Annotated in this window: 16 protein-coding genes and 1 pseudogene; 8 read left to right on the top strand and 9 right to left on the bottom strand. The window is 70.1% G+C overall.

Going from position 1 to position 20,184, the window contains the following annotated elements; all coding sequences use genetic code 11:
• Positions 1–16: 16 nt before the first annotated feature.
• Both FRZ03_RS14260 and FRZ03_RS14255 read left to right on the top strand, forming a co-directional pair.
• Positions 17–1,054, top strand: coding sequence for an ABC transporter ATP-binding protein (locus FRZ03_RS14260; protein WP_146465524.1), 1,038 nt, complete (start codon positions 17–19; stop codon positions 1,052–1,054).
• Between the two features lie 26 nt (positions 1,055–1,080).
• Positions 1,081–2,124 carry an ABC transporter ATP-binding protein gene (locus FRZ03_RS14255; protein ID WP_146465523.1) on the top strand — a complete coding sequence of 348 codons (1,044 nt, stop codon included), beginning with the start codon at positions 1,081–1,083 and terminating at the stop codon, positions 2,122–2,124.
• A gap of 136 nt (positions 2,125–2,260) precedes the next feature.
• On the opposite strand, the gene FRZ03_RS14250 is transcribed toward FRZ03_RS14255, so the two are convergent.
• Positions 2,261–2,644: a VOC family protein gene (locus FRZ03_RS14250; RefSeq protein WP_146465522.1), complete on the bottom strand. Its 384-nt coding sequence runs from the start codon at positions 2,642–2,644 to the stop codon at positions 2,261–2,263.
• Positions 2,645–2,701: 57 nt separating this feature from the next.
• Between FRZ03_RS14250 and FRZ03_RS14245 the strand changes: the two genes are divergently transcribed.
• Positions 2,702–3,445, top strand: a complete 744-nt coding sequence (locus tag FRZ03_RS14245) for a class I SAM-dependent methyltransferase (RefSeq protein WP_146465521.1) — start codon at positions 2,702–2,704, stop codon at positions 3,443–3,445.
• A gap of 21 nt (positions 3,446–3,466) precedes the next feature.
• Here FRZ03_RS14245 and FRZ03_RS14240 read toward each other — a convergent pair whose 3' ends face one another.
• The 7 genes from FRZ03_RS14240 to FRZ03_RS14210 all read right to left on the bottom strand — a co-directional run bounded on the left by FRZ03_RS14240 (position 3,467) and on the right by FRZ03_RS14210 (position 14,425).
• Positions 3,467–4,603 carry an ABC transporter ATP-binding protein gene (locus tag FRZ03_RS14240; protein WP_146465520.1) on the bottom strand — a complete coding sequence of 379 codons (1,137 nt, stop codon included), beginning with the start codon at positions 4,601–4,603 and terminating at the stop codon, positions 3,467–3,469.
• 12 nt (positions 4,604–4,615) lie between these two features.
• Positions 4,616–5,638 (bottom strand): ABC transporter ATP-binding protein, encoded by a 1,023-nt coding sequence (locus FRZ03_RS14235; protein ID WP_146465519.1) that lies wholly within the window; start codon positions 5,636–5,638, stop codon positions 4,616–4,618.
• Between the two features lie 12 nt (positions 5,639–5,650).
• The gene (locus FRZ03_RS14230; RefSeq protein WP_146465518.1) at positions 5,651–6,631 is read right to left on the bottom strand and encodes an ABC transporter permease; all 981 of its coding nucleotides are present in this window, start codon (positions 6,629–6,631) and stop codon (positions 5,651–5,653) included.
• A gap of 87 nt (positions 6,632–6,718) precedes the next feature.
• A complete protein-coding gene (locus FRZ03_RS14225; RefSeq protein ID WP_146465517.1) occupies positions 6,719–8,527 on the bottom strand; it encodes an ABC transporter substrate-binding protein in 1,809 nt (602 codons plus the stop codon).
• 150 nt (positions 8,528–8,677) lie between these two features.
• On the bottom strand, positions 8,678–9,712 hold the full coding sequence (locus tag FRZ03_RS14220) for an ABC transporter permease (RefSeq protein WP_146465516.1): 1,035 nt from the start codon (positions 9,710–9,712) through the stop codon (positions 8,678–8,680).
• Positions 9,713–10,257: 545 nt separating this feature from the next.
• Positions 10,258–12,165, bottom strand: coding sequence for a translational GTPase TypA (typA, locus tag FRZ03_RS14215; protein ID WP_146465515.1), 1,908 nt, complete (start codon positions 12,163–12,165; stop codon positions 10,258–10,260).
• A gap of 142 nt (positions 12,166–12,307) precedes the next feature.
• Positions 12,308–14,425 (bottom strand): ABC transporter family substrate-binding protein, encoded by a 2,118-nt coding sequence (locus tag FRZ03_RS14210; RefSeq protein ID WP_146465514.1) that lies wholly within the window; start codon positions 14,423–14,425, stop codon positions 12,308–12,310.
• A 288-nt stretch (positions 14,426–14,713) separates the two neighbouring features.
• Between FRZ03_RS14210 and FRZ03_RS14205 the strand changes: the two genes are divergently transcribed.
• The 4 genes from FRZ03_RS14205 to FRZ03_RS14190 are packed head-to-tail and all read left to right on the top strand — an operon-like array spanning position 14,714 to position 18,579.
• The gene (locus tag FRZ03_RS14205; protein ID WP_146465513.1) at positions 14,714–15,004 is read left to right on the top strand and encodes a hypothetical protein; all 291 of its coding nucleotides are present in this window, start codon (positions 14,714–14,716) and stop codon (positions 15,002–15,004) included.
• A 58-nt stretch (positions 15,005–15,062) separates the two neighbouring features.
• On the top strand, positions 15,063–15,884 hold the full coding sequence (locus FRZ03_RS14200; protein WP_146465512.1) for a hypothetical protein: 822 nt from the start codon (positions 15,063–15,065) through the stop codon (positions 15,882–15,884).
• Positions 15,884–17,812 (top strand): fumarate reductase/succinate dehydrogenase flavoprotein subunit, encoded by a 1,929-nt coding sequence (locus FRZ03_RS14195; protein ID WP_146465511.1) that lies wholly within the window; start codon positions 15,884–15,886, stop codon positions 17,810–17,812. The genes FRZ03_RS14200 and FRZ03_RS14195 overlap by 1 nt, the downstream gene beginning before the upstream one ends.
• Positions 17,809–18,579, top strand: coding sequence for a succinate dehydrogenase/fumarate reductase iron-sulfur subunit (locus tag FRZ03_RS14190; RefSeq protein ID WP_146465510.1), 771 nt, complete (start codon positions 17,809–17,811; stop codon positions 18,577–18,579). The genes FRZ03_RS14195 and FRZ03_RS14190 overlap by 4 nt, the downstream gene beginning before the upstream one ends.
• Here FRZ03_RS14190 and FRZ03_RS14185 read toward each other — a convergent pair.
• Positions 18,560–19,696, bottom strand: a complete 1,137-nt coding sequence (locus tag FRZ03_RS14185) for a glycoside hydrolase family 18 protein (protein ID WP_261399032.1) — start codon at positions 19,694–19,696, stop codon at positions 18,560–18,562. The two genes, FRZ03_RS14190 and FRZ03_RS14185, sit on opposite strands and share 20 nt — an antisense overlap.
• A gap of 80 nt (positions 19,697–19,776) precedes the next feature.
• Between FRZ03_RS14185 and FRZ03_RS14180 the strand changes: the two are divergent.
• Positions 19,777–20,184 (top strand): annotated as a pseudogene (locus FRZ03_RS14180) (hypothetical protein); the annotation flags it as partial.

The following is a 20,184-nucleotide window of genomic DNA, read 5'->3' as shown; positions in this document are numbered from 1 at the left end:
CCCCAGGAGCGTCCCCGTGACGAGCACCGATCAGCAGCCGTTCCTCTCGATCAAGGATCTGAAGGTCCACTTCTCCACCGAGGACGGTGTCGTCAAGGCCGTCGACGGTCTCAGCTTCGACCTGGCCAAGGGCCAGACGCTCGGCATCGTGGGCGAGTCGGGCTCCGGCAAGTCGGTCACCAACCTGACGATCCTGGGCCTGCACGACCCAGCGCGTACCTCGATCGAGGGGGAGATCCTCCTCGACGGCCAGGAGCTGCTCACCGCCTCCGAGCGGGAGATGGAGCGGCTGCGCGGCAACAAGATGTCCATGATCTTCCAGGACGCGCTGGCCTCGCTGTCGCCGTACCACACCATCGGCGCCCAGATCTCCGAGACCTACCGCAAGCACACGGGCGCCTCCAAGGCCGAGGCCCGCACGCGTGCCATCGAGATGCTGCGCCGGGTCGGGATCCCCCAGCCGGACATGCGGGTGGACGACTACCCGCACCAGTTCTCCGGCGGTATGCGCCAGCGCGCGATGATCGCCATGGCCCTGGTCTGCGACCCCGAGCTGCTCATCGCGGACGAGCCGACCACGGCCCTCGACGTGACCGTGCAGGCCCAGATCATGGACCTGCTCAAGGACCTCCAGCAGGAGTTCGGCACCGCGATCATCTTCATCACCCACGACCTGGGCGTGATCGCCGACATCGCCGACGACGTGCTGGTGATGTACGGCGGCCGGTGCGTGGAGCGCGGCACCAAGGAGGAGGTGCTGCGGGACCCGCAGCACCCCTACACGCTGGGCCTGCTCAACTCCATGCCGAGCCTGTACGGCCCGGTGGACGTGCCGCTGACGCCGATCCCCGGCTCGCCGCCCTCGCTGCTCAACCCGCCGACCGGCTGCCGCTTCCACCCGCGGTGCGCCTTCGCCGAGAAGGTCGCGGGCGGCAAGTGCTCCAGCGAGCGTCCGGCCCTGGAGATCGTGGACGGCCGTGGCTCGGCCTGCCACCTCACCGCCGAGCAGAAGCAGGAACTCTTCGCCGACTTCGCCGCGACCCGGCACAACTGACGGACAGCAGACGGGACTTCACGATCATGAGCAACACGAACCCCCTCCTGGACGTCTCCGGGCTGACGAAGCACTTCCCGATCAAGGGCGGCTTCCCGATCCGGCGGACCGTCGGCGCGGTCCAGGCCGTGGACGGGCTGGACTTCCAGGTCGCCGAGGGCGAGAGCCTCGGCCTCGTCGGTGAGTCGGGCTGCGGCAAGTCCACCACCGGCCGGCTGATCACCCGCCTGCTGGAGCCGACCGGCGGCACGATCACCTACCGCGGGCAGGACATCACGCACGCGGGCCGCAAGGGCCTCGCGCCGATCCGGTCCGAGATCCAGATGATCTTCCAGGACCCGTACGCCTCGCTGAACCCGCGGCAGACGGTCGGCAAGATCATCTCGGGTCCGATGGAGATCAACGACATCAACCCGGCCGGCGGCCGCGAGAAGCGGGTGCGCGAGCTCCTGGAGATCGTGGGCCTCAACCCCGAGCACTTCAACCGCTTCCCGCACGAGTTCTCCGGCGGTCAGCGCCAGCGCATCGGCGTGGCCCGCGCGCTGGCCCTGGAGCCGAAGCTGATCGTCGCGGACGAGCCGGTCTCCGCGCTGGACGTCTCCATCCAGGCGCAGGTCGTCAACCTGCTCCAGAAGGTGCAGCGGGAGCTGGGCATCGCCTTCGTCTTCATCGCCCACGACCTCGCGGTGGTGCGGCACTTCTCGCAGCGCGTCGCGGTGATGTACCTCGGCAAGATCGTGGAGATCGCCGACCGCGAGGACCTGTACGAGAACCCGCGTCACCCCTACACCCGGGCGCTGCTGTCCGCGGTGCCCGAGGCGACGGTGGACGAGGAGCCGCGCGAGCGCATCCGCCTGGTCGGCGACGTGCCCTCGCCCATCAACCCGCCGTCCGGCTGCCGGTTCCGCACGCGTTGCTGGAAGGCGACGGAGAAGTGCGCGTCCGAGGCCCCGCCGCTGGTCCAGGCGGAGGGCAACAAGCCCGGCCACCTCACGGCGTGCCACTACCCCGAGACGCAGGACGCGGTGCCGGCCCCGCGTCTGGCCAAGGACCCCGAGGCGGCGGCCTGACACACCCCTTTTCCGTCGGTCGCTCCCTTGCCGGAACGGACTTCACCGGCCCATTGACCCGAGCCACCAGAACGTCCGCTCCACGGGAAGGAAGGCCCGCGTCTCCCCAAGACGCGGGCCTTCGCCGTGTCCGGGTCTACGTCGCGACGACCTCCACCTCGAACCCGTCGGCGTCCTCCAGGTAGACGGCGTAGTGCTCCGCGCCGCCGGCGTGCGGATGCCGCTCGGGGAAGAGCACCGCCCAGCCGTGCGCCGCCGCGCCCGTGGCGAGGGCGTCGACGGTTCCCCGGTCCGGGGCGTGGAACGCCAGATGGTTCATCCCCGGCCGCATCCGGTCGTGCCCGGTACCGGGACGGAGGGCGGGCGACTCCTCGATGACGAGATACGTCTTGCCCGCCCGCCAACTGCGCCCGGCTCCCCACTCATGGTACGGCTCCCACCCCAGGGCGCCCAGCAACCACCCCCACCGCTCCCGCGCCCGCTCCAGATCCCGCACCCACAGCTCCACGTGATGCAGCACACCGCCCCCTTCCGAAAAGCCCCACGGTGGAGCAGGAGGGTATGACAGACTGCCGCGGTGGTGGATGACTCGTTCGCTGATGTCTCGCTCGCGGTGCTCTATGACGGCCTCAACACCTGGGGCCCGGCCGACGACTTCTATCTGGGGCTGGTGCGGCAGGCGGACGCCGTGCTCGATGTCGGCTGCGGCACCGGGCAGTTGCTGCGCAGGGCACGGGCCGAGGGGCACCGGGGCCGGCTCGTGGGGCTCGATCCGGCCGCCGCCATGCTCGTACAGGCCCGGCGGGACCGCACGGACGTGGAGTGGGTGCTCGGGGACACCCGGGTGCGGAGCTGGGACGGCGAGTTCGACCTCGCGGTGATGACCGGACACGCCTTCCAGGTACTGCTCGGCGACGAGGACGTCCTCCAGTGCCTGCGGGCCGTGCGCCGGGCGCTGAAGCCCGGCGGGCGGTTCGTCTTCGAGACGCGGAACCCGGCCGCCCGCCCCTGGGAACGCTGGACCCCCGACCGCGTGCACGAGGTCACCGCCCCCGGCGGAACCGTCGTACGCGTCCGGCACGAGGTCCAGGACGGCGGCCCGCGCGACGGCCGGGTCCGGTTCACCGAGACCTTCGACAGCGATCACTGGCCCGCCCCCCGCGTCAGCCACACCGTCCTGCGCTTCCTGGACGCCGCGGAACTCGACGGCTTCCTCACGGCGGCCGGGCTGACGGTCCTGGAGCAGTACGGCGACTGGGGCGGCGGCCCGCTGACGCCCGCCGCCCCCGAGATCATCACCGTGGCGGCGCCGGCCGCCTGACCGCGTCCGGCGCTTGGGGTTCTACCCCTGCGCCCCCGCGTCCGGTCCCGGCTCCTCCAGCGCCGCCAGTGCCGGGTCCAGCACGATGTCCTCCTCGCGCGCCTCGATCGTCGGCTCCTCCGGGAAGTGGCACGCCGTCAGATGGCCCTCGTGGTTGCCGGAGATCCGGACCAGCGGGGGCTCCTCGGTGGCGCACTTGTCCTGGGCCTTCCAGCAGCGGGTGCGGAAGCGGCAGCCGGACGGCGGGGAGATGGGGGACGGCACGTCGCCGGCGAGACGGATGCGCTCGCGCCCGCCCGACGCCTCGTCCGTGAGGCTGACCTCGGGGACCGCGGACAGCAGGGCGTGGGTGTAGGGGTGGCGCGGGCGGGTGTAGATGGAGTCGCGGTCGCCCACCTCGATGATCTTGCCGAGGTACATCACCGCGACGCGCTGCGAGAAGTGCCGCACCACCGCGAGGTCGTGGGCGATGAAGAGGAACGCGATGCCGAGGTCGTTCTGGACCTTCTGGAGCAGGTTGACGACCTGCGCCTGGATGGAGACGTCCAGCGCGGAGACCGGCTCGTCCGCGACGATCAGCTTCGGCTCCAGGGCCAGCGCGCGGGCCACGCCGATGCGCTGGCGCTGACCGCCGGAGAACTCGTGCGGGAAGCGGTTGAAGTGCTCGGGGTTGAGGCCCACGATCTCCAGGAGCTCGCGCACCCGCTTCTCGCGGCCGCCGGCCGGGTTGATGTCGTTGATCTCCATCGGACCCGAGATGATCTTGCCGACCGTCTGCCGCGGGTTCAGCGACGAGTAGGGGTCCTGGAAGATCATCTGGATCTCGGACCGGATCGGCGCCAGCTGCTTGCGCGAGGCGTGGCTGATGTCCCGGCCCCGGTAGGTGATCGTGCCCGCGGTCGGCTCCATGAGCCGGGTGATCAGCCGGCCCGTGGTGGACTTGCCGCACCCCGACTCACCGACCAGGCCGAAACTCTCACCGGTGTGCACGGTCAGGTCGATGCCGTCGACGGCCTGCACCTGTCCGACGGTGCGGCGGATCGGGAAGCCGCCCTTGACCGGGAAGTGCTTGGTCAGCCCCGAGACCTGAAGCAGCGGCTCGCCGTCCGCGCCGGCGCCCTGCTCGCGCTGGGCCGGGAGGACCAGGTCCTCTTTCATGGCAGTGTCCTCCTAGCCCAGACGGGGCTTGATCTCCTCGATGAAGATGGTCCGCTTCTGGTCGGCGCTCAAGTGGCACGCCGACGCACGGCCGGAGCCGATCGCCGGGCGTTCGGTCGTACAGCGGCCGGTGCCCGCCACCCGGTCCTGGAAGGTGCAGCGTGGATGGAAGCGGCAGCCGCTCGGCGGGTTGAGCAGCGAGGGCGGGGTCCCCGGGATCGGGGACAGCTGCGCGCCCGGGTCGGAGTCCAGGCGCGGCATGGAGTTGAGCAGGCCCCAGGTGTACGGGTGCTGGGGCGAGCGCAGCACCTCTTCGGTGGTGCCCCGCTCGACCGCGCCGCCCGCGTACATCACCATGATGTCGTCGGCCATGTCGGCGATCACCCCCAAGTCGTGGGTGATGAAGATGATGCCCGATCCGAACTCCTGTTGCAGGTCCTTCAGCAGATCGAGGATCTGCGCCTGCACGGTCACGTCGAGCGCCGTGGTCGGCTCGTCGGCGATCAGCAGGTCGGGGTCGCAGACCAGGGCCATGGCGATCATCGCGCGCTGGCGCATACCGCCGGAGAACTGGTGCGGGTAGTCCTTCGCCCGCTGCCGGGGGTTGGGGATGCCGACCTTGCCCAGCATCTCCACGGCGCGTTCCCAGGCGTCCTTCTTGGAGGCGCCGTTGTGCTTCATGTACGGCTCGGCGATCTGCCGGCCGACGGTGTAGTACGGGGAGAGCGCGGTGAGCGGGTCCTGGAAGATCATGGCGACCTTGTTGCCGCGCAGCTTCTCCAGCTCCGACTCGCGGGCCGTGGTCAACTCCCGCCCGTCCAGCAGTATTTCGCCCTCGACGGTGGTGAACATGGGGTTGTGCAGGCCGAGGACGGTCAGGTTCGTCACCGACTTGCCGGAGCCGGACTCGCCCACGATGCCGAGCGTCCTGCCCCGTTCCAGGTCGAAGGAGAGTCCGTCCACGGCCCGTACGACGCCGTCCTCGGTCTTGAAGCTGACGTGCAGGTCCCGCACGGAGAGGAGCGGTGTGCTCATGGATGTCTCCCCCTAGGACAGCCGCACGCGCGGGTCGATGAAGGCGTACGCGGCGTCGACGACGATGTTGAAGAGCAGGATCATGGTGGCGGCGAACAGCATCACGCCGAGCAGCAGCGGCAGGTCGCTGAAGAACACGGACTGCACGGCGAGCTGGCCGAGGCCCGGCAGGCCGAAGGTGTACTCGGTGATGATGGCGCCGCCGAGCAGGGAGCCGAGGTCGATGCCGAAGATGGTCACGATCGGGATCAGCGAGCCGCGCCAGGCGTAGCGGAAGAAGACGTACTGCCGGGACATGCCCTTGGCGCGGGCGGTGCGGACGTGTTCCTCCTGGAGCTGTTCGATCATCGCGGATCTCGCCATACGGGTGTACTGCGCGGCGAAGATCGTGGACAGCACGACCCAGGGGATGATCAGCCCGGTGAACCAGGTCAGCGGGTCGCCGGTGAAGTTGTTGTAGGCGGGTTTGTCGAACCAGTGGGTCTGGTAGACGAGGATCGCGAGGGCCAGCGGGCCGAGGAAGTAGATCTGCAGCGAGCTGACGACCATGGCGCCCGCGGTGGCCGTCTTGTCGACCATGGTGCCGCGCCGCCAGGCGGCCAGCAGACCGGTGCCGAGGCCGACGATCAGGAAGCACACGGCCGCGCCCAGGGTGAGCGAGACGGTGGTGGGCAGCCGGTCCATCAGCGTGTTCCAGACCGGGTCGTTGGTGTGGTACGAGTAGCCGAAACAGGGTGCGGGGCAGGGGCCTTGGGCGAACTGGCTGCTGCCCGCGACGAGGTTGTGCAGGAAGATCCAGTACTGCTCGGTGATGGGTTTGTCGAGCCCGAGCACATGGTGGATGTTCGCGATGCTGTCCGGGTTGCAGGTCTTGCCGCACATCAGCAGCGCCGGGTCTCGGGGCACCCCGAAGAACAGCACGAACGTGACGATGCTCAGCAGGAACAGAATGACGACGGCACCGATGATCCGGCGGACGAGGAAGCGCAGCATGACAGGGCAGCTCTCAGACGTCGGCGGTCCGGGCGGTACCCGGCGCTCCCCCGCGGCGGGGTCGCGCCGGGTACCGGCGGGAAACGGTCACTTGATGTAGAGGCGACGCGGGTCGACGCCGCCGATCACGTCGTCGAAGACGAGGCCGCCGACCTTGGAGCCGGCGATCTGGGTCTGCTTGTAGTACGCGGTCGGGACCTCGTTGACCACCTTGGTGAGGAGGTACTTGTCGAGCTTCTCCCACTCGGCCGCGGACTTGACCGGGTCGGTGATCGTGTTGATGCGGTCGATCTCGCTGTTCACGTGCGCGTCGTTGATCTGCGAGTAGACGGACGCGCCGTCGGCGATCTGCCGGCCGTCGTACAGCGGCGGCATGACCGTGGAGGCGGACGGCCAGTCGGCGCCCCAGGCGGTGTGGAAGATGTCGTAGGGGTTGTTCAGCTTGGAGACCTGGTCGTAGAACGTCTCGGCCGGGATCTCCTGGCGCTGCACGTTGAAGCCGGCCTTCTTCAGGCCCGCCGCCATGGCGGTGGAGTACTGCTGGCCCTCGGGGGTGTTGATGTAGCCGAAGGTGAGCTTCATGTTGAGCTTGCCGGCCTCCTTGAGGAGGGCGTGCGCCTTGGCCGGGTCACCCGCGGGCTTCTTCTTCTTGCCGAAGGGGTCGAAGGCGGGGTCGTAGCCGCTGACGGTCGGGCTGATCAGGCCGCCGGCCACCTCCATGGCGTCGGTGCCGCCGTAGGCGCGGACGAAGGGGGTGACCGGCAGGGCGTAGGCGATGGCCCGGCGGACCCGGATGTCCTTCATCTCGGGCTTGCTCATGTTGAGGTTCATCTGGCCCACGTACGACTGGTAGCCGGAGACCGTGCGGGACTTGAGCTTCGGGTCCCGCAGCACCTGGGACAGGTTGCCCGCGTCGACCTGGTTGTTGAAGCTGACGCCGGCCTGGTCGGGGCCGCTGTCGGCGAGCAGCGCCTTGGTGGACGCCTCGAACTGCTGGTTGAAGGTGATGTTGAACCGGTCCACGTACTGGTGGCGGATCGGGTCGGTCTTCGGGTCCCAGTTGGGGTTCTTGACCAGCACCATCGACTTGCCGGACTGGAACGTCTGGACCTTGTACGGGCCGGTGGTGACCGGGGTCTTGTCGTACTTCTCCTTGGTGTCGCCCTTGGCGGACACGATGGAGTAGCCCGCCATGGCCAGCGCGTACGGCAGGTCCGGGTGGGGCTTCTTGAAGTGGAAGACGACGGTTTTGTCGTCGGGCGTGGACAGGACGCCGTCCGGCAGGTGCTTGCCCTTGTAGGGGCCGTCGGGCAGCAGCTTGCGGTAGCCGGTGCCGCTGGTGTCGGCGAGCCACTGCTGGATGTAGGTCGGGCCCTGGTTGATGAAGGGCGCGAAGAGCCGCTCGAAGGTCTGGCGGACGTCCTTCGAGGTGATCGGCGTGCCGTCCTCGAACTTGATGCCGTCCTTGAGCGTGTACTTCCAGGTCTTGCCGCCGTCGGTGGTGGTCCCGGAGTCGGTGGCGAGGTCGCCGACCACCTCGTGCTGCTTGCCGTCGTCACTGGTCGCCTTGTAGCCGGTGAGGCCGCGGTGGATCAGCTGGGAGACGGTCATCTCGTCGTTGACGTAGATCTGCCCGGGGTCGAGGTGCGCGTAGCTGTCGCGCTGGAGCACCTCCATGCTGCCGCCGGGCTTGGCGCCGGGCACGGGGGACGCCGGGCCGGTGGAGTCGGCCGCGTCGCCGAACTTGATGGCGGCCTGCTGGCGTTTGGCGTTCTGCTGGTCCCGCTTGGAGTTGTCGCCGGCGTCGCTGCCGCCCTTGCTGCAACCGGTGAGCACAAGAGCTCCGGCCGCGAGCACGGAGAGTGCGCCGTATGCCTGGCGTCCGCCCCTACTCATCACGAGGATTCCCACCCATCTGTGTGTCACCAGTGCGTTGTGTGTGTCACCGGTACGAAAAGGACTGTGGCGTGGTGCGAGGGAGTGCTGAAGTGGCGTGCGGTGAAGAGGAGTTGCCGATGTGGCGGCCGGCGGCCGCTCACCGGGGGGTCAGCGCGCGGTCTTGGGGTCGAACGCGTCCCGGACCGAGTCGCCGAGCAGGTTGAACGCGACGACGAAGATGATCATCGATATGCCCGGGAAGAACATGTAGGTGATGTCGTTCTGCATCACCAGTTCGGTGGACGCCTTGGAGAACATCTGCCCCCAGTCCGGCGTCGGTTCGACGATGCCCACGCCCAGGTAGGACAGACCCGCCTCGGCGGTCACGAAGTTGGGCAGCAGGTACGTCGACTGCACCAGCAGCGGGGTGACGATGTTCGGCAGGATCTCCTTGCGGATGATCCGCCAGGGCGAGGCCCCGCTGACCTTCGCCGCCTCGATGAACTCCCGTTCGCGCAGGGCGAGCGCGGTGCCGCGCAGGATGCGGCCGAGGCCCATCCAGCCCAGGAACCACTGGACGATGATCAGTGCCAGCACCCGGACATAGGTCGGCGTCTCGTCGCGCGGGCTGACGAACAGGGAGACCACGACCGGCATGCTCGCGATGAAGAAGAGCTGCGCGGGGAAGGCGAGCAGGAAGTCGATGACCCGGCCGATGAAGTAGTCGGTCTTGCCGCCGAGGTAGCCGGCCGCGACACCGAGCAGGATGCCGGTGACGACGACCGCGAGGGTCACCACGACCGAGATCGTCAGCGAGGTGCGGATGCCGTAGATCAGCTTGGTGAAGACGTCATAGCCGTTGCCGGGTTCGAGGCCGAACCAGAACTGGCCACTGATGCCGCCGTTGGGATGCACCGGCACACCGGCGCTGTCGAAGAGGTCCGGGCGTTCGTCCGCGTAGACCGTGTACGGGTTCTTGCCGTACAGCTTGGAGATCAGCGGGGCGAGCAGGCCGATCAGGAAGAAGAAGCCCACCACGTAGGCCGAGATCACTCCGGTGCGGTCGCGCTTGAAGCGCATCCACATCAGCCGGCCGGGTGACCGGCCCGCCAGCTCGACGGCTTCGCCCTTCGTCTTCGGCCCTGGTTCGCCGGAGACGACGACCGATGTCCCGCCGTCCCCAATGTCGATAGGACTTGTCACGGTTCGTCCGTTTCACAGATATGAGTGTGAGTGGTGCCCGGGTACTCCGAGGACGCGCGAAGCCGCAGCCGGACGCGCGTAGTTCTAAGACCTGGTCACTCGACGGGAAGAGAAGAACCGATCCGCCTGTTGCTCATGACACCGCGCATGGGTGTTCCTCCTCACGACTGCACGCGTTCACCTACAGGAGAGGGTTCTGGCCTGCCTCCGACACCCCTGACGGAGACTCAGAATCCCCCTGGTGCTCGTGAGTCGACGCGACTGTCCCCACAGCGCGTGACCCATTGACCCGAGCGCTACGCGGCTAACTATCTGCCATGGGTGGAACCAGCGACCACTGCCCGTAGATCTCGATTCAGTCACAGCTCACGCCCAGACCTTTCAAAATCTGGACAAACTGTTCGCCCGAAGAAGGCGCGAAACGGACTTGTTACATGGGTATCGGGCAGCGATCTCCGCAAGTCGGACATACGCCTGCGTAAAACGGGTTGCGAAAAACCCGGGCTCCCCCACCATGGGGGAACCCGGGTTCGACTTCCGTCGGATCAGCCGTGCTTGGCGCGGCTCGCGGCGCGGGCACGCTCCCGCTGGTCGAGGTTCACCTTGCGGATGCGAACGGCCTCCGGGGTCACCTCGACGCACTCGTCGTCGCGGCAGAACTCCAGCGACTGCTCCAGCGACAGCTTGCGCGGCGGCACGATCGACTCCGCCACGTCGGCCGTCGAGGACCGCATGTTGGTGAGCTTCTTCTCCTTGGTGATGTTGACGTCCATGTCGTCGGCGCGCGAGTTCTCGCCGACGATCATGCCCTCGTACACCTCGGTGCCCGGCTCCACGAAGAGCACGCCGCGCTCCTGGAGGTTCGTCATCGCGAACGCGGTGACGGCGCCGGCGCGGTCGGCCACCAGCGAACCGTTGTTACGGGTCGTGAGGGTGCCGAACCAGGGCTCGTGACCCTCGTGGATGGAGTGGCCGATGCCGGTGCCGCGGGTCTGGGTCAGGAACTCGGTACGGAAACCGATCAGGCCGCGCGAGGGGACCACGAACTCCATGCGCACCCAGCCGGAGCCGTGGTTCGACATGTTGTCCATCCGGCCCTTGCGGACGCCCATGAGCTGGGTGACGGCGCCCATGTGCTCCTCGGGCACGTCGATCGTCATGCGCTCGACCGGCTCGTAGACCTTGCCGTCGACCTCCTTGGTGACCACCTGGGGCTTGCCGACGGTCAGCTCGTAGCCCTCGCGGCGCATCTGCTCGACCAGGATGGCGAGCGCCAGCTCACCGCGGCCCTGCACCTCCCAGGCGTCCGGGCGCTCGGTGTCCAGGACGCGCAGCGAGACGTTGCCGATCAGCTCGCGGTCGAGGCGGTCCTTCACCTGGCGGGCGGTGACCTTGCGGTCCTTGACGGCCGCCTTGGCGTCCGCGCCCTTGCCGGTGCCGCCCCGGCCGACCAGCGGCGAGGTGTTGGTGCCGATGACCATGGAGATCGCGGGCTCGTCCACCGTGATCAGCGGCAGCGCGACCGGGTTCTCCGGGTCGGCCAGGGTCTCGCCGATCATGATGTCCGGGATGCCCGCGACGGCGCAGATGTCGCCCGGGCCGGCCACCTCGGCGGGCTTGCGGGTGAGCGCCTCGGTCATCATCAGCTCGGAGATGCGCACGTTCTGGATCGAGCCGTCGCGCTTGATCCAGGCCACCGTCTGGCCCTTGCGCAGCTCGCCCTGCTCGACGCGGAGCAGCGCGATGCGGCCGAGGAAGTTGTCGGCGTCGAGGTTGGTGACGTGCGCCTGGAGCGGCGCCTGCTCGTCGTACGTCGGGGCCGGGATGTGCTCCAGGATCGTGGAGAAGAACGGCTCCAGGCTGTCGCTGTCGGCGGGGACGGTGCCGTCCTGCGGCTTGGTCAGCGAGGCGACGCCGTCACGGCCGCAGGCGTAGACGATCGGGAACTCGATCTGCTCCTCGTCCGCGTCCAGGTCGAGGAAGAGGTCGTACGTCTCGTTGACGACCTCGTCGATGCGCGCGTCCGGGCGGTCCGTCTTGTTGATGCACAGGATGACGGGCAGGCGCTGCTGGAGCGCCTTGCGCAGCACGAAGCGGGTCTGGGGCAGCGGGCCCTCGGAGGCGTCCACCAGCAGCACCACGCCGTCGACCATCGACAGACCGCGCTCGACCTCGCCACCGAAGTCGGCGTGGCCGGGGGTGTCGATGATGTTGATGGTGATGGGCTCCCCGCCGTCCTTGGGGTGGTACTTCACCGCCGTGTTCTTGGCGAGGATCGTGATGCCCTTCTCACGCTCCAGGTCGTTCGAGTCCATGACCCGGTCGTCGACCTGGTCGAGCTGGTGGGCGGCGAACGCGCCGGCCTGCTTGAGCATGCCGTCGACGATGGTGGTCTTGCCATGGTCGACGTGAGCGACGATGGCGACGTTGCGGATGTCGTGGCGCGTGGCCATAGTGCGGCGAACTCCCGGAATGTGCGGAAGGCCCTCGGTGTGCGTCCGGTGTGACGCGGGCCCTGCCGGGCTTGACATGCCACGGCCTCACCCCATGTTACGTGGCCCCGGGCGGGTCGGCTTCCGCAGGGCCGCGCCGCCCTCAGCCGCGGGACGGGCTCGCCGGGGCCTTCGCGCCCTTCTTCAGGAAGCCCATGTCCTCGTACACCGGTGTCTGGAAACCGAACGCGCCCGCGTTGACCAGGTCCTTCCGGGCGCCCACCAGCTGGGGCCGCTGGTAGAGCGGGATCGATCCCGCGGCCGCCCAGATGTGGGAGTCGGCCTGTTTGATCAGGCTCGTCGCCTCGTCCTCGTCCAGCGTGGTCGCCGCCTGCTCGAAGAGCTGGTCGACCTGGTCGGTGCCGACCCGTGTGTAGTTCTGCTCGACGTTCACCGAGCCGTCGGCGGCCGGCAGCGGCTTGGCGTAGATCGGCCGGGCGTCCGTGGCGGGGAAGGCGGAGGACGGCCAGGAGTACAGCGCGAGGTCGAAGTCGCCGGCGGCGATGTGGTCCTTGAAGTAGCTCTCGTCGGAGACCTTGGTGATCGTCGTGCTGATCCCGAGCCGGTCCAGCATCGCGGAGATCCGCGTCGCGACCGTGTTCAGGGTGTCCGAGCCGGGCCCGGAGGGCAGCACGAAGCGGAGCGTGAGGGGCTTGCCGTCCTTGGCGAGCGGCGCGGCCTTGGCGCCGGCCGGGGCCGCCGTGCCCTTGGGGGCGTACGCGCCGGCCGCGCCCCCGTGCCGGCCCTCCTCGGCGAGGTGCCGGCCGCCCGCGTCGCCCTTGCCGTCCTCGCCGACGACGTACTCGCCGTCCGTCCCGCCGTCGGACTTCTCCTCCCGGTCGCTCTCCGGTCCGGCCGCCTTCTGGCCCTTCTTCCCGTCCTTGACCGGTCCGCCGGGCACCCAGCCGGCGTCCGCGAGCAGCGCCTGCGCCGCCTTGGTGTCCTGCGCGCCGAGCGCGCCGCTGTCGTCGGCGTAGGCGGGCTGCCCGGACAGCGCGAGGTGGCTGCCGACCGGGACGGCGGGCAGGCCCAGCGGAGTGAGCACCAGGCGGGCGAGTTCCTTGCGGTCCAGGGCGCGGGCGACGGCCCGGCGGACCCGTTCGTCGGTGAGCGGGCCGGCGGCGCCGTTGAGCGCGAGCTGGGTGTAGGCGGGCTCCAGGGACTTGCGGACGTCGAGGGCCTCCAGGGCCCGCTGCTGGTCCAGGTAGCGGGAGATCGACTTGGCCAGGTCCTCCTTGCCGGCCGCGACCGCGTCGGCGTCGAAGCCGTGGGCGCGCGCCCAGGCGCGCAGGTTCGACAGGGAGGTCTTCCCGCCCTGGAGCGGGGCGGAGCCGCCCTTGTCGCGGGCGGCGAGCCCGATCCGCTGGGCGTCGGCCGGGTCGAGGTCGGCGAGGTCGGCGCTGCCGTCGGCGAGCGCGCTCACCCGCTTGTCGCGGTCCACGGCGTGCAGCACGATGTGGTCCAGCTTGGCGGGCCTGCCCCACCAGCGGGGATTGCGGCCGAGGACGACGTCCTTGGCGGCCGTGTCGACCTTGTCCACCTTGAAGGGGCCCGCGCTGACGGCCAGCCTGCGGCGGGCGCCGTCGTTGAAGGCGTCGGGGGTGCCCATGACGTCCTTCGGGTACAGCGGGGAGAACAGCGACTTCCAGTCGGCGTAGGGGCGGGAGAAGGTGACCCTGACCTGGAGGTCGTTCGCGCCGCGCTCGATCTTCTCGATGCGGTCGTAGCCGGCGTTGCGGGCGGTCCAGTAGGCGGTGTCCTTGCCGGCCAGGGCGCGCCACTGGGCGACGAAGTCGGCGGCGCCGATCTCCCGGCCGTCGCTCCAGACGGCCTGCTGGTTCAGCTTGTACAGCACCACCTGACGCGGCTCGGTCTCGATGACCTTGGCCGACTCCAGATAGGCGGGGTCGGCGACCGGGCGGCCGGTGGCGTCCATCCGGAACATCGAGGGCAGCGTCGCCTGGGCGACCCGGGTGGTGCCGGTGTCGGCGTCGGCCTGGTAGGTGTTCAGCGTCTCCGGCAGGGCGTCCACGGCCCACTTCAGGGTGCCGCCGTCGGCCACCTGGCCGCGTGCGGCGAGGGCGATGTCCTGGGCGGCGAGGGGCTTGGCCACGTCGTCGTCCGAGCCGCAGCCGGCCAGCAGCGGCACCGCGAGCACGCCCGCGGTGAGGAAGGCGGCCGGGCGCAGGACCGCGCGCAGGCCGACGCCGTGGTGGGACATCTCTGCTACCTCCGGGGAGCCGCGGGGCGTTATGATCACGTTTGGCGGTATTTGGAGCTGATCAGATCTATGCGGCTACTGAAGAGGAAAGGATCCGGCAACAACGAGCGACACGGCGGCCACGGACGGTAAGCCCACCCGTGCGGCGCAAACACACCGGGACGAGCACCCGCACGCCAGTCCCATCGGTGCAGACGCCTTCACAGCGCCCGGTGTGAAGCGCAACACTCTCAGGCGCGTGAGCAATGCCGCCCGGGACCGCAGCATCCGCGGAAGTGAGGGCACATCATGTCCGTGCACGACGACCTGACCACGGTCCAGCGCAGCCTCGACGACCTCCAGCGGTCGGTGGGCCGGCTGGAGCAGCAACTCGGCGGAGGCGGCCTGGAGATACGCAGGGTCCGGCTGGACGCCGACCATCTGCGCGAGAGCGTGGCGCTGCTGCGCGAGGCGGCCGCCGCCCAGGGCACGGCCCGGCGGCCCGACCTCGTCACCATCTCCGACACGCCCTACGACGTCACCCTGTGGACGGACTCGGACGACGAGGGCCTGGGCGCCCGCGACCGGCACGCGCCCTGACCCGTCCGTCCCCCGGGCCGTTCCCCCCGTTGTTCCCTGAGCCGACCGGAGTGCTGTCTTGGCCACTGGTACGGAACACCGACACGGCGGCGGCGGCGTACGCGCCCCCGGGCGCGCCGCGATCGCCGCCGCCCATCTGCGGACCGACCGCTGGTGGCTGGCGCCCGCCTGCACGGCGGCCGGTCTGCTGGCCTTCGTCGCCTACTCGACGTGGCGGGCCTTCGCCAACGCCCACTACTACGCGGCGCCGTACGTCTCGCCCTTCTACTCGCCGTGCCTGGCGCAGAACTGCCGCCCCATGCACGGCGGTCCCAACGCGGACGTCTTCGGTGCCTGGTGGGGGATCTCCCCCGCGATCATCATCCTGATCTTCCCGCTCGGCTTCCGGCTGACCTGTTACTACTACCGGAAGGCGTACTACCGGGGTTTCTGGGCGTCCCCGCCCGCCTGCGCGGTGGCCGAGCCGCACCGCTCGTACAGCGGCGAGACCCGCTTCCCGCTGATCCTGCAGAACGTCCACCGCTACTTCTTCTACGCGGCCCTGCTGGTCGCCGGGGTGCTGACGTACGACACCGCCCTGTCCTTCCGGGACGACCGGCACCACTGGGGCCACATGGGGCTCGGCACCCTGGTCTTCCTGCTCAACATCGTGCTGATCTGGTCGTACACGCTTTCCTGCCACTCCTGCCGGCACATCGTCGGCGGCCAGCTCAAGCACTTCTCCCGGCACCCGGTGCGCTACCGGGCCTGGCGGCTGGTGAGCCGGCTCAACGCCCGGCACATGCAGTTGGCGTGGGCCTCGCTGATCAGCGTGGCGCTCGCGGACTTCTATGTGTATCTGCTCGCGTCCGGTGTCTTCGACGATCCGAGGTTCTTCTGATGCCCGTGGTGGACCGCCAGGAGTGGGACGTCGTCGTGGTCGGGGCCGGCGGCGCCGGGCTGCGGGCCGCGATCGAGGCGCGCGAGCGGGGCGCCCGTACGGCGGTGATCTGCAAGTCGCTGTTCGGCAAGGCGCACACGGTGATGGCCGAGGGCGGCATCGCGGCGGCGATGGCCAACGCCAACGAGCACGACACCTGGCAGACCCACTTCCGCGACACGATGCGCGGCGGCAAGTTCCTCAACCAGTGGCGGATGGCCGAGCTGCACGCGCGCGAGGCCCCCCAGCGCGTGTGGGAGCTGGAGACGTGGGGCGCGCTGTTCGACCGTACGAAGGACGGCCGGATCTCGCAGCGCAACTTCGGCGGCCACGAGTACCCGCGCCTCGCGCACGTCGGCGACCGCACGGGCCTGGAGCTGATCCGCACCCTCCAGCAGCGGATCGTCGCGTTGCAGCAGCAGGACTTCGCCGACACCGGGGACCACGAGTGGGGGCTCAAGGTCTTCCAGGAGTGCACGGTGACCCGGGTGCTGAAGGACGGCGGGCCGGACGGGGGGAGGGTCTCGGGGGTCTTCGCGTACGACCGGGAGACCGGCCGGTTCTTCGTCCTCCAGGCCCCCGCGGTGGTCCTCGCCACCGGCGGCATCGGCAAGTCCTTCAAGGTCACGTCGAACTCGTGGGAGTACACCGGCGACGGCCACGCCCTGGCGCTGCTCGCGGGCGCGCCGCTGCTGAACATGGAGTTCGTGCAGTTCCATCCGACCGGCATGGTCTGGCCGCCGTCGGTCAAGGGCATCCTCGTCACCGAGTCGGTGCGCGGCGACGGCGGCGTGCTCAGGAACGCGGCGGGCGAGCGGTTCATGTTCGACTACGTCCCGGACGTGTTCAAGGACAAGTACGCCGAGTCGGAGCGGGAGGCCGACGGGTGGTACGACGACCCGGACCACCACCGCCGCCCGCCCGAGCTGCTCCCCCGCGACGAGGTGGCCCGGGCCATCAACGCCGAGGTGAAGGCGGGCCGGGGCTCCCCGCACGGCGGGGTCTTCCTGGACGTCTCCACCCGGATGCCGGCGGAGGTGATCCGGCGCCGGCTGCCGTCCATGTACCACCAGTTCAAGGAGCTGGCGGACGTGGACATCACCGCTGAGCCGATGGAGGTCGGGCCGACCTGCCACTACGTGATGGGCGGCATCGCCGTCGACTCGGACACGGCGGCGGCGCGCGGGGTGCCGGGGCTGTACGCGGCCGGCGAGGTGGCGGGCGGCATGCACGGCTCCAACCGGCTCGGCGGCAACTCGCTGTCGGACCTCCTGGTGTTCGGGCGGCGCGCGGGCCGGCACGCGGCCGAGTACGCGCGGGCCCTGGCGCAGGAGCGGCCGCGGGTCAACGGCGCGCAGGTCGAGCTGGCCTCGGCGGAGGCGCTGCGCCCCTTCTCCGCCGCGGCCGAGGGCGAGGCGGGCCCGCCGGAGAACCCGTACACCCTGCACCAGGAACTCCAGCAGACCATGAACGACCTGGTCGGCATCATCCGCCGGGAGGGCGAGATGGAGCAGGCGCTGCACAAGCTCGCCGAGCTGCGGCTGCGCGCCGGGCGGATCGGCGTCGAGGGCCACCGCCAGTTCAACCCCGGCTGGCACCTGGCCCTGGACCTGCGGAACATGCTGCTGGTCAGCGAGTGCGTGGCGCGGGCGGCACTGGAGCGGACGGAGTCGCGCGGCGGCCACACCCGGGAGGACTACCCGGGGATGGACCGGAGCTGGCGCAACGTCAACCTGCTGTGCGCGCTGGCCGAGCACCCCCAGGGGCGCATCCGGCTCACCCGCGAGACCACGGCCCCGCTCCGCCCGGACCTGCTCGCCCTGTTCGAGAAGGAGGAGCTGGCCAAGTACCTCACCGACGAGGAGCTGGAAGGGGGGCTGTCCGCATGAGCGGCTACGAGGCACGCTTCAGGGTGTGGCGCGGGGACCAGGAGGGTGGCGGGCTGCGGGACTTCACGGTCCAGGTCAACGAGGGCGAGGTGGTCCTGGACATCGTCCACCGCATCCAGGCCACCCAGGCGCCGGACCTGGCCGTGCGCTGGAACTGCAAGGCGGGCAAGTGCGGTTCGTGCTCGGCGGAGATCAACGGCCGTCCGCGGCTGATGTGCATGACCCGCATGTCGGTCTTCGACCGCGCCGAGACGGTCACGATCACCCCGCTGCGCGCCTTCCCGGTGATCCGCGACCTGGTGACGGACGTGTCCTTCAACTACGAGAAGGCCAGGGAGATCCCGTCGTTCGTGCCGCCCGCGGGGCTCGGCCCCGGCGAGTACCGCATGTTCCAGGAGGACGTCGACCGCTCGCAGGAGTTCCGCAAGTGCATCGAGTGCTTTCTGTGCCAGAGCATCTGCCATGTGGTGCGTGACCACGAGGAGAACAAGCAGGCGTTCGCGGGTCCGCGCTTCCTGATGCGCGTGGCCGAACTGGACATGCACCCGCTGGACGCGGCCGCCGAGTCCGGCCTGGACCGCAAGCGCACGGCCCAGGAGGAACACGGCCTCGGCTACTGCAACATCACCAAGTGCTGCACCGAGGTCTGTCCCGAGTCCATCCGGATCACGGACAACGCGCTGATCCCGCTGAAGGAACGGGCGGTGGACCGCAAGTACGACCCGCTGGTCTGGCTGGGCTCGAAGATCAGGCGACGCCCGTCCTAGTCCGGCCCGTTCTTCGGGTGGCCCGGTCCACCCAGCCGTCCCGGTAGTCGCGCCAGTTCGCCTCCGTGGCGGCGAAGTCGACGTACAGGGCGACGCCGAACCGGGCGCGGTGGGCGTCGGTGCGGGACAGGCCCAGGCGTACGCCCCGTACGGCGGCCGGGACGGTCTCCGCGCCGCCCACGTGCCCGAACCGGTTCTCGTCATAGAACGGCAGGCCCATGAGGAGGTGGGTGGTATCGGGGGTGACCTCCAGGGCGAGGCTGGTCTGCTGGGCCACGTAGCCGCCGTACAGGCTGGGCAGCGGCTGCATGGTGTCGTACGACATCACGGCGATCTGGTCCACCCGGCGGGCCACATGCCCGAAGTACGCCTGCGACCACCACTTGGGGTGGTTGGTGGTCGCACCCCAGAAGGAGTGGAAACCCGGGAGGGGGTCGATCTGATGGGCGGCGACGGAGAGCAGCGCGTGCCGGGCACGGGTGAGCTCGCGCAGGTCGTCGAGGAGGGCGAGGTAGTGGCGGTCGCCCGAGTGCAGGGGCTCCAGGTCGAAGTGGGCGCCCTGGTAGCCGGCGGCGAGGATCCGCCGGGTGGACGCGAGGATCGCGGCCCGGGTCGCGGGACGCTCCAGGTGCAGACCGGTGGGCCCCTCGGTGGCGAGCACGTCCCCGAGCCAGGCCTGCACCCGCGCCCCGGGCAGCTCCCGGTGCACGGCCTCGATCAGCCAACTCGCCTTCGGGTACGCGGAGTCGGGCAGTGTGCCGTCGTCCTCCAGCGGCCCGGAGTGCACATACAGGTCCCGCACCCCCGTCCCCCGCAGCCGCCGCGCCAGTGCCTTCACGTCGGCGTCCGTCTTGCGGCCGTCCACCCAGGCGTGGCCGAGCCAGAGCGCGTCCTGGTCGCGGGTCCGGGTGCCGGGGGCGGGGTCACCGGAGTAGTTGACGCGCAGGGCGGTCTCGCAGGCCAGGAGGGCGAGAAGCAGCAGGAGGAGGGTCAGGCAGAGGGCGGTGAGGGCGCGGCGCAGGACGCGACGGGCGCGGGTCCTACCGCCGGCCGCGGGGGGCCCGGTGCCGGTCGCGCTGTCGTCCGCCGCGGGTGTCGGTGCCGTCTGCGCGTCCATCGCGTCCCTCTGTCCGTCCGGTCCCCCACCCGTGTCCGCCCCGCTCGCGCGGCGGTCCACCGGCCCATACGCTCCGAAATGTGACGTCCTCCCTGATCCGGGGCCGGCCCCGGCGTGCCAAGGCGCACATACGGGCGCGGGTGACGCATGCCGTGCTGGGCGCCCTGGTGGGGGGCGGGTGGCTGATATTGCCGTTGATGACGGTCACGGCCCGCGCTCCGGTTCCCGCCACCTCCGGCGGCCCGGTGGCGAGCGCGGCGCCGGGGCCGGGCGGCACGTCCACGGCGGACTTCGTGCTCCCGCTCATCGCGGTGGTCGCGGCGGCGGCCCTGGCGGGCTACGGCTGCCTGCGCCGCGTCCACCGCAGCCGCACCCGCACGACCCCGGGCTCCTTCTCCGGCCCCCCGCCCGCGCCGGGCACCGCGGACTGTGAACGCCGGGCGCGCAGGGCCCTGGTCCTGGCCGACGACTGCGTGCGGACGAGCCGG

It is taken from the genome of Streptomyces misionensis (assembly GCF_007896895.1).
Taxonomy (GTDB): domain Bacteria; phylum Actinomycetota; class Actinomycetes; order Streptomycetales; family Streptomycetaceae; genus Streptomyces; species Streptomyces misionensis_A.
The sequence above is the reverse complement of the archived record's forward strand: the minus strand, read 5'-3'. Positions and strand labels throughout refer to the sequence as shown.

Coding starts and splice junctions, on each gene's coding strand:
- FRZ03_RS14255 (WP_146465523.1), top strand. CDS start 1,081: ATGAGCAACACGAACCCCCTCCTGGACGTCTCCGGGCTGACGAAGCAC.
- FRZ03_RS14240 (WP_146465520.1), bottom strand. CDS start 4,603: ATGAAAGAGGACCTGGTCCTCCCGGCCCAGCGCGAGCAGGGCGCCGGC.
- FRZ03_RS14235 (WP_146465519.1), bottom strand. CDS start 5,638: ATGAGCACACCGCTCCTCTCCGTGCGGGACCTGCACGTCAGCTTCAAG.
- FRZ03_RS14230 (WP_146465518.1), bottom strand. CDS start 6,631: ATGCTGCGCTTCCTCGTCCGCCGGATCATCGGTGCCGTCGTCATTCTG.
- FRZ03_RS14225 (WP_146465517.1), bottom strand. CDS start 8,527: ATGAGTAGGGGCGGACGCCAGGCATACGGCGCACTCTCCGTGCTCGCG.
- typA (WP_146465515.1), bottom strand. CDS start 12,165: ATGGCCACGCGCCACGACATCCGCAACGTCGCCATCGTCGCTCACGTC.
- FRZ03_RS14210 (WP_146465514.1), bottom strand. CDS start 14,425: ATGTCCCACCACGGCGTCGGCCTGCGCGCGGTCCTGCGCCCGGCCGCC.
- FRZ03_RS14205 (WP_146465513.1), top strand. CDS start 14,714: ATGTCCGTGCACGACGACCTGACCACGGTCCAGCGCAGCCTCGACGAC.
- FRZ03_RS14195 (WP_146465511.1), top strand. CDS start 15,884: ATGCCCGTGGTGGACCGCCAGGAGTGGGACGTCGTCGTGGTCGGGGCC.
- FRZ03_RS14190 (WP_146465510.1), top strand. CDS start 17,809: ATGAGCGGCTACGAGGCACGCTTCAGGGTGTGGCGCGGGGACCAGGAG.
- FRZ03_RS14185 (WP_261399032.1), bottom strand. CDS start 19,696: ATGGACGCGCAGACGGCACCGACACCCGCGGCGGACGACAGCGCGACC.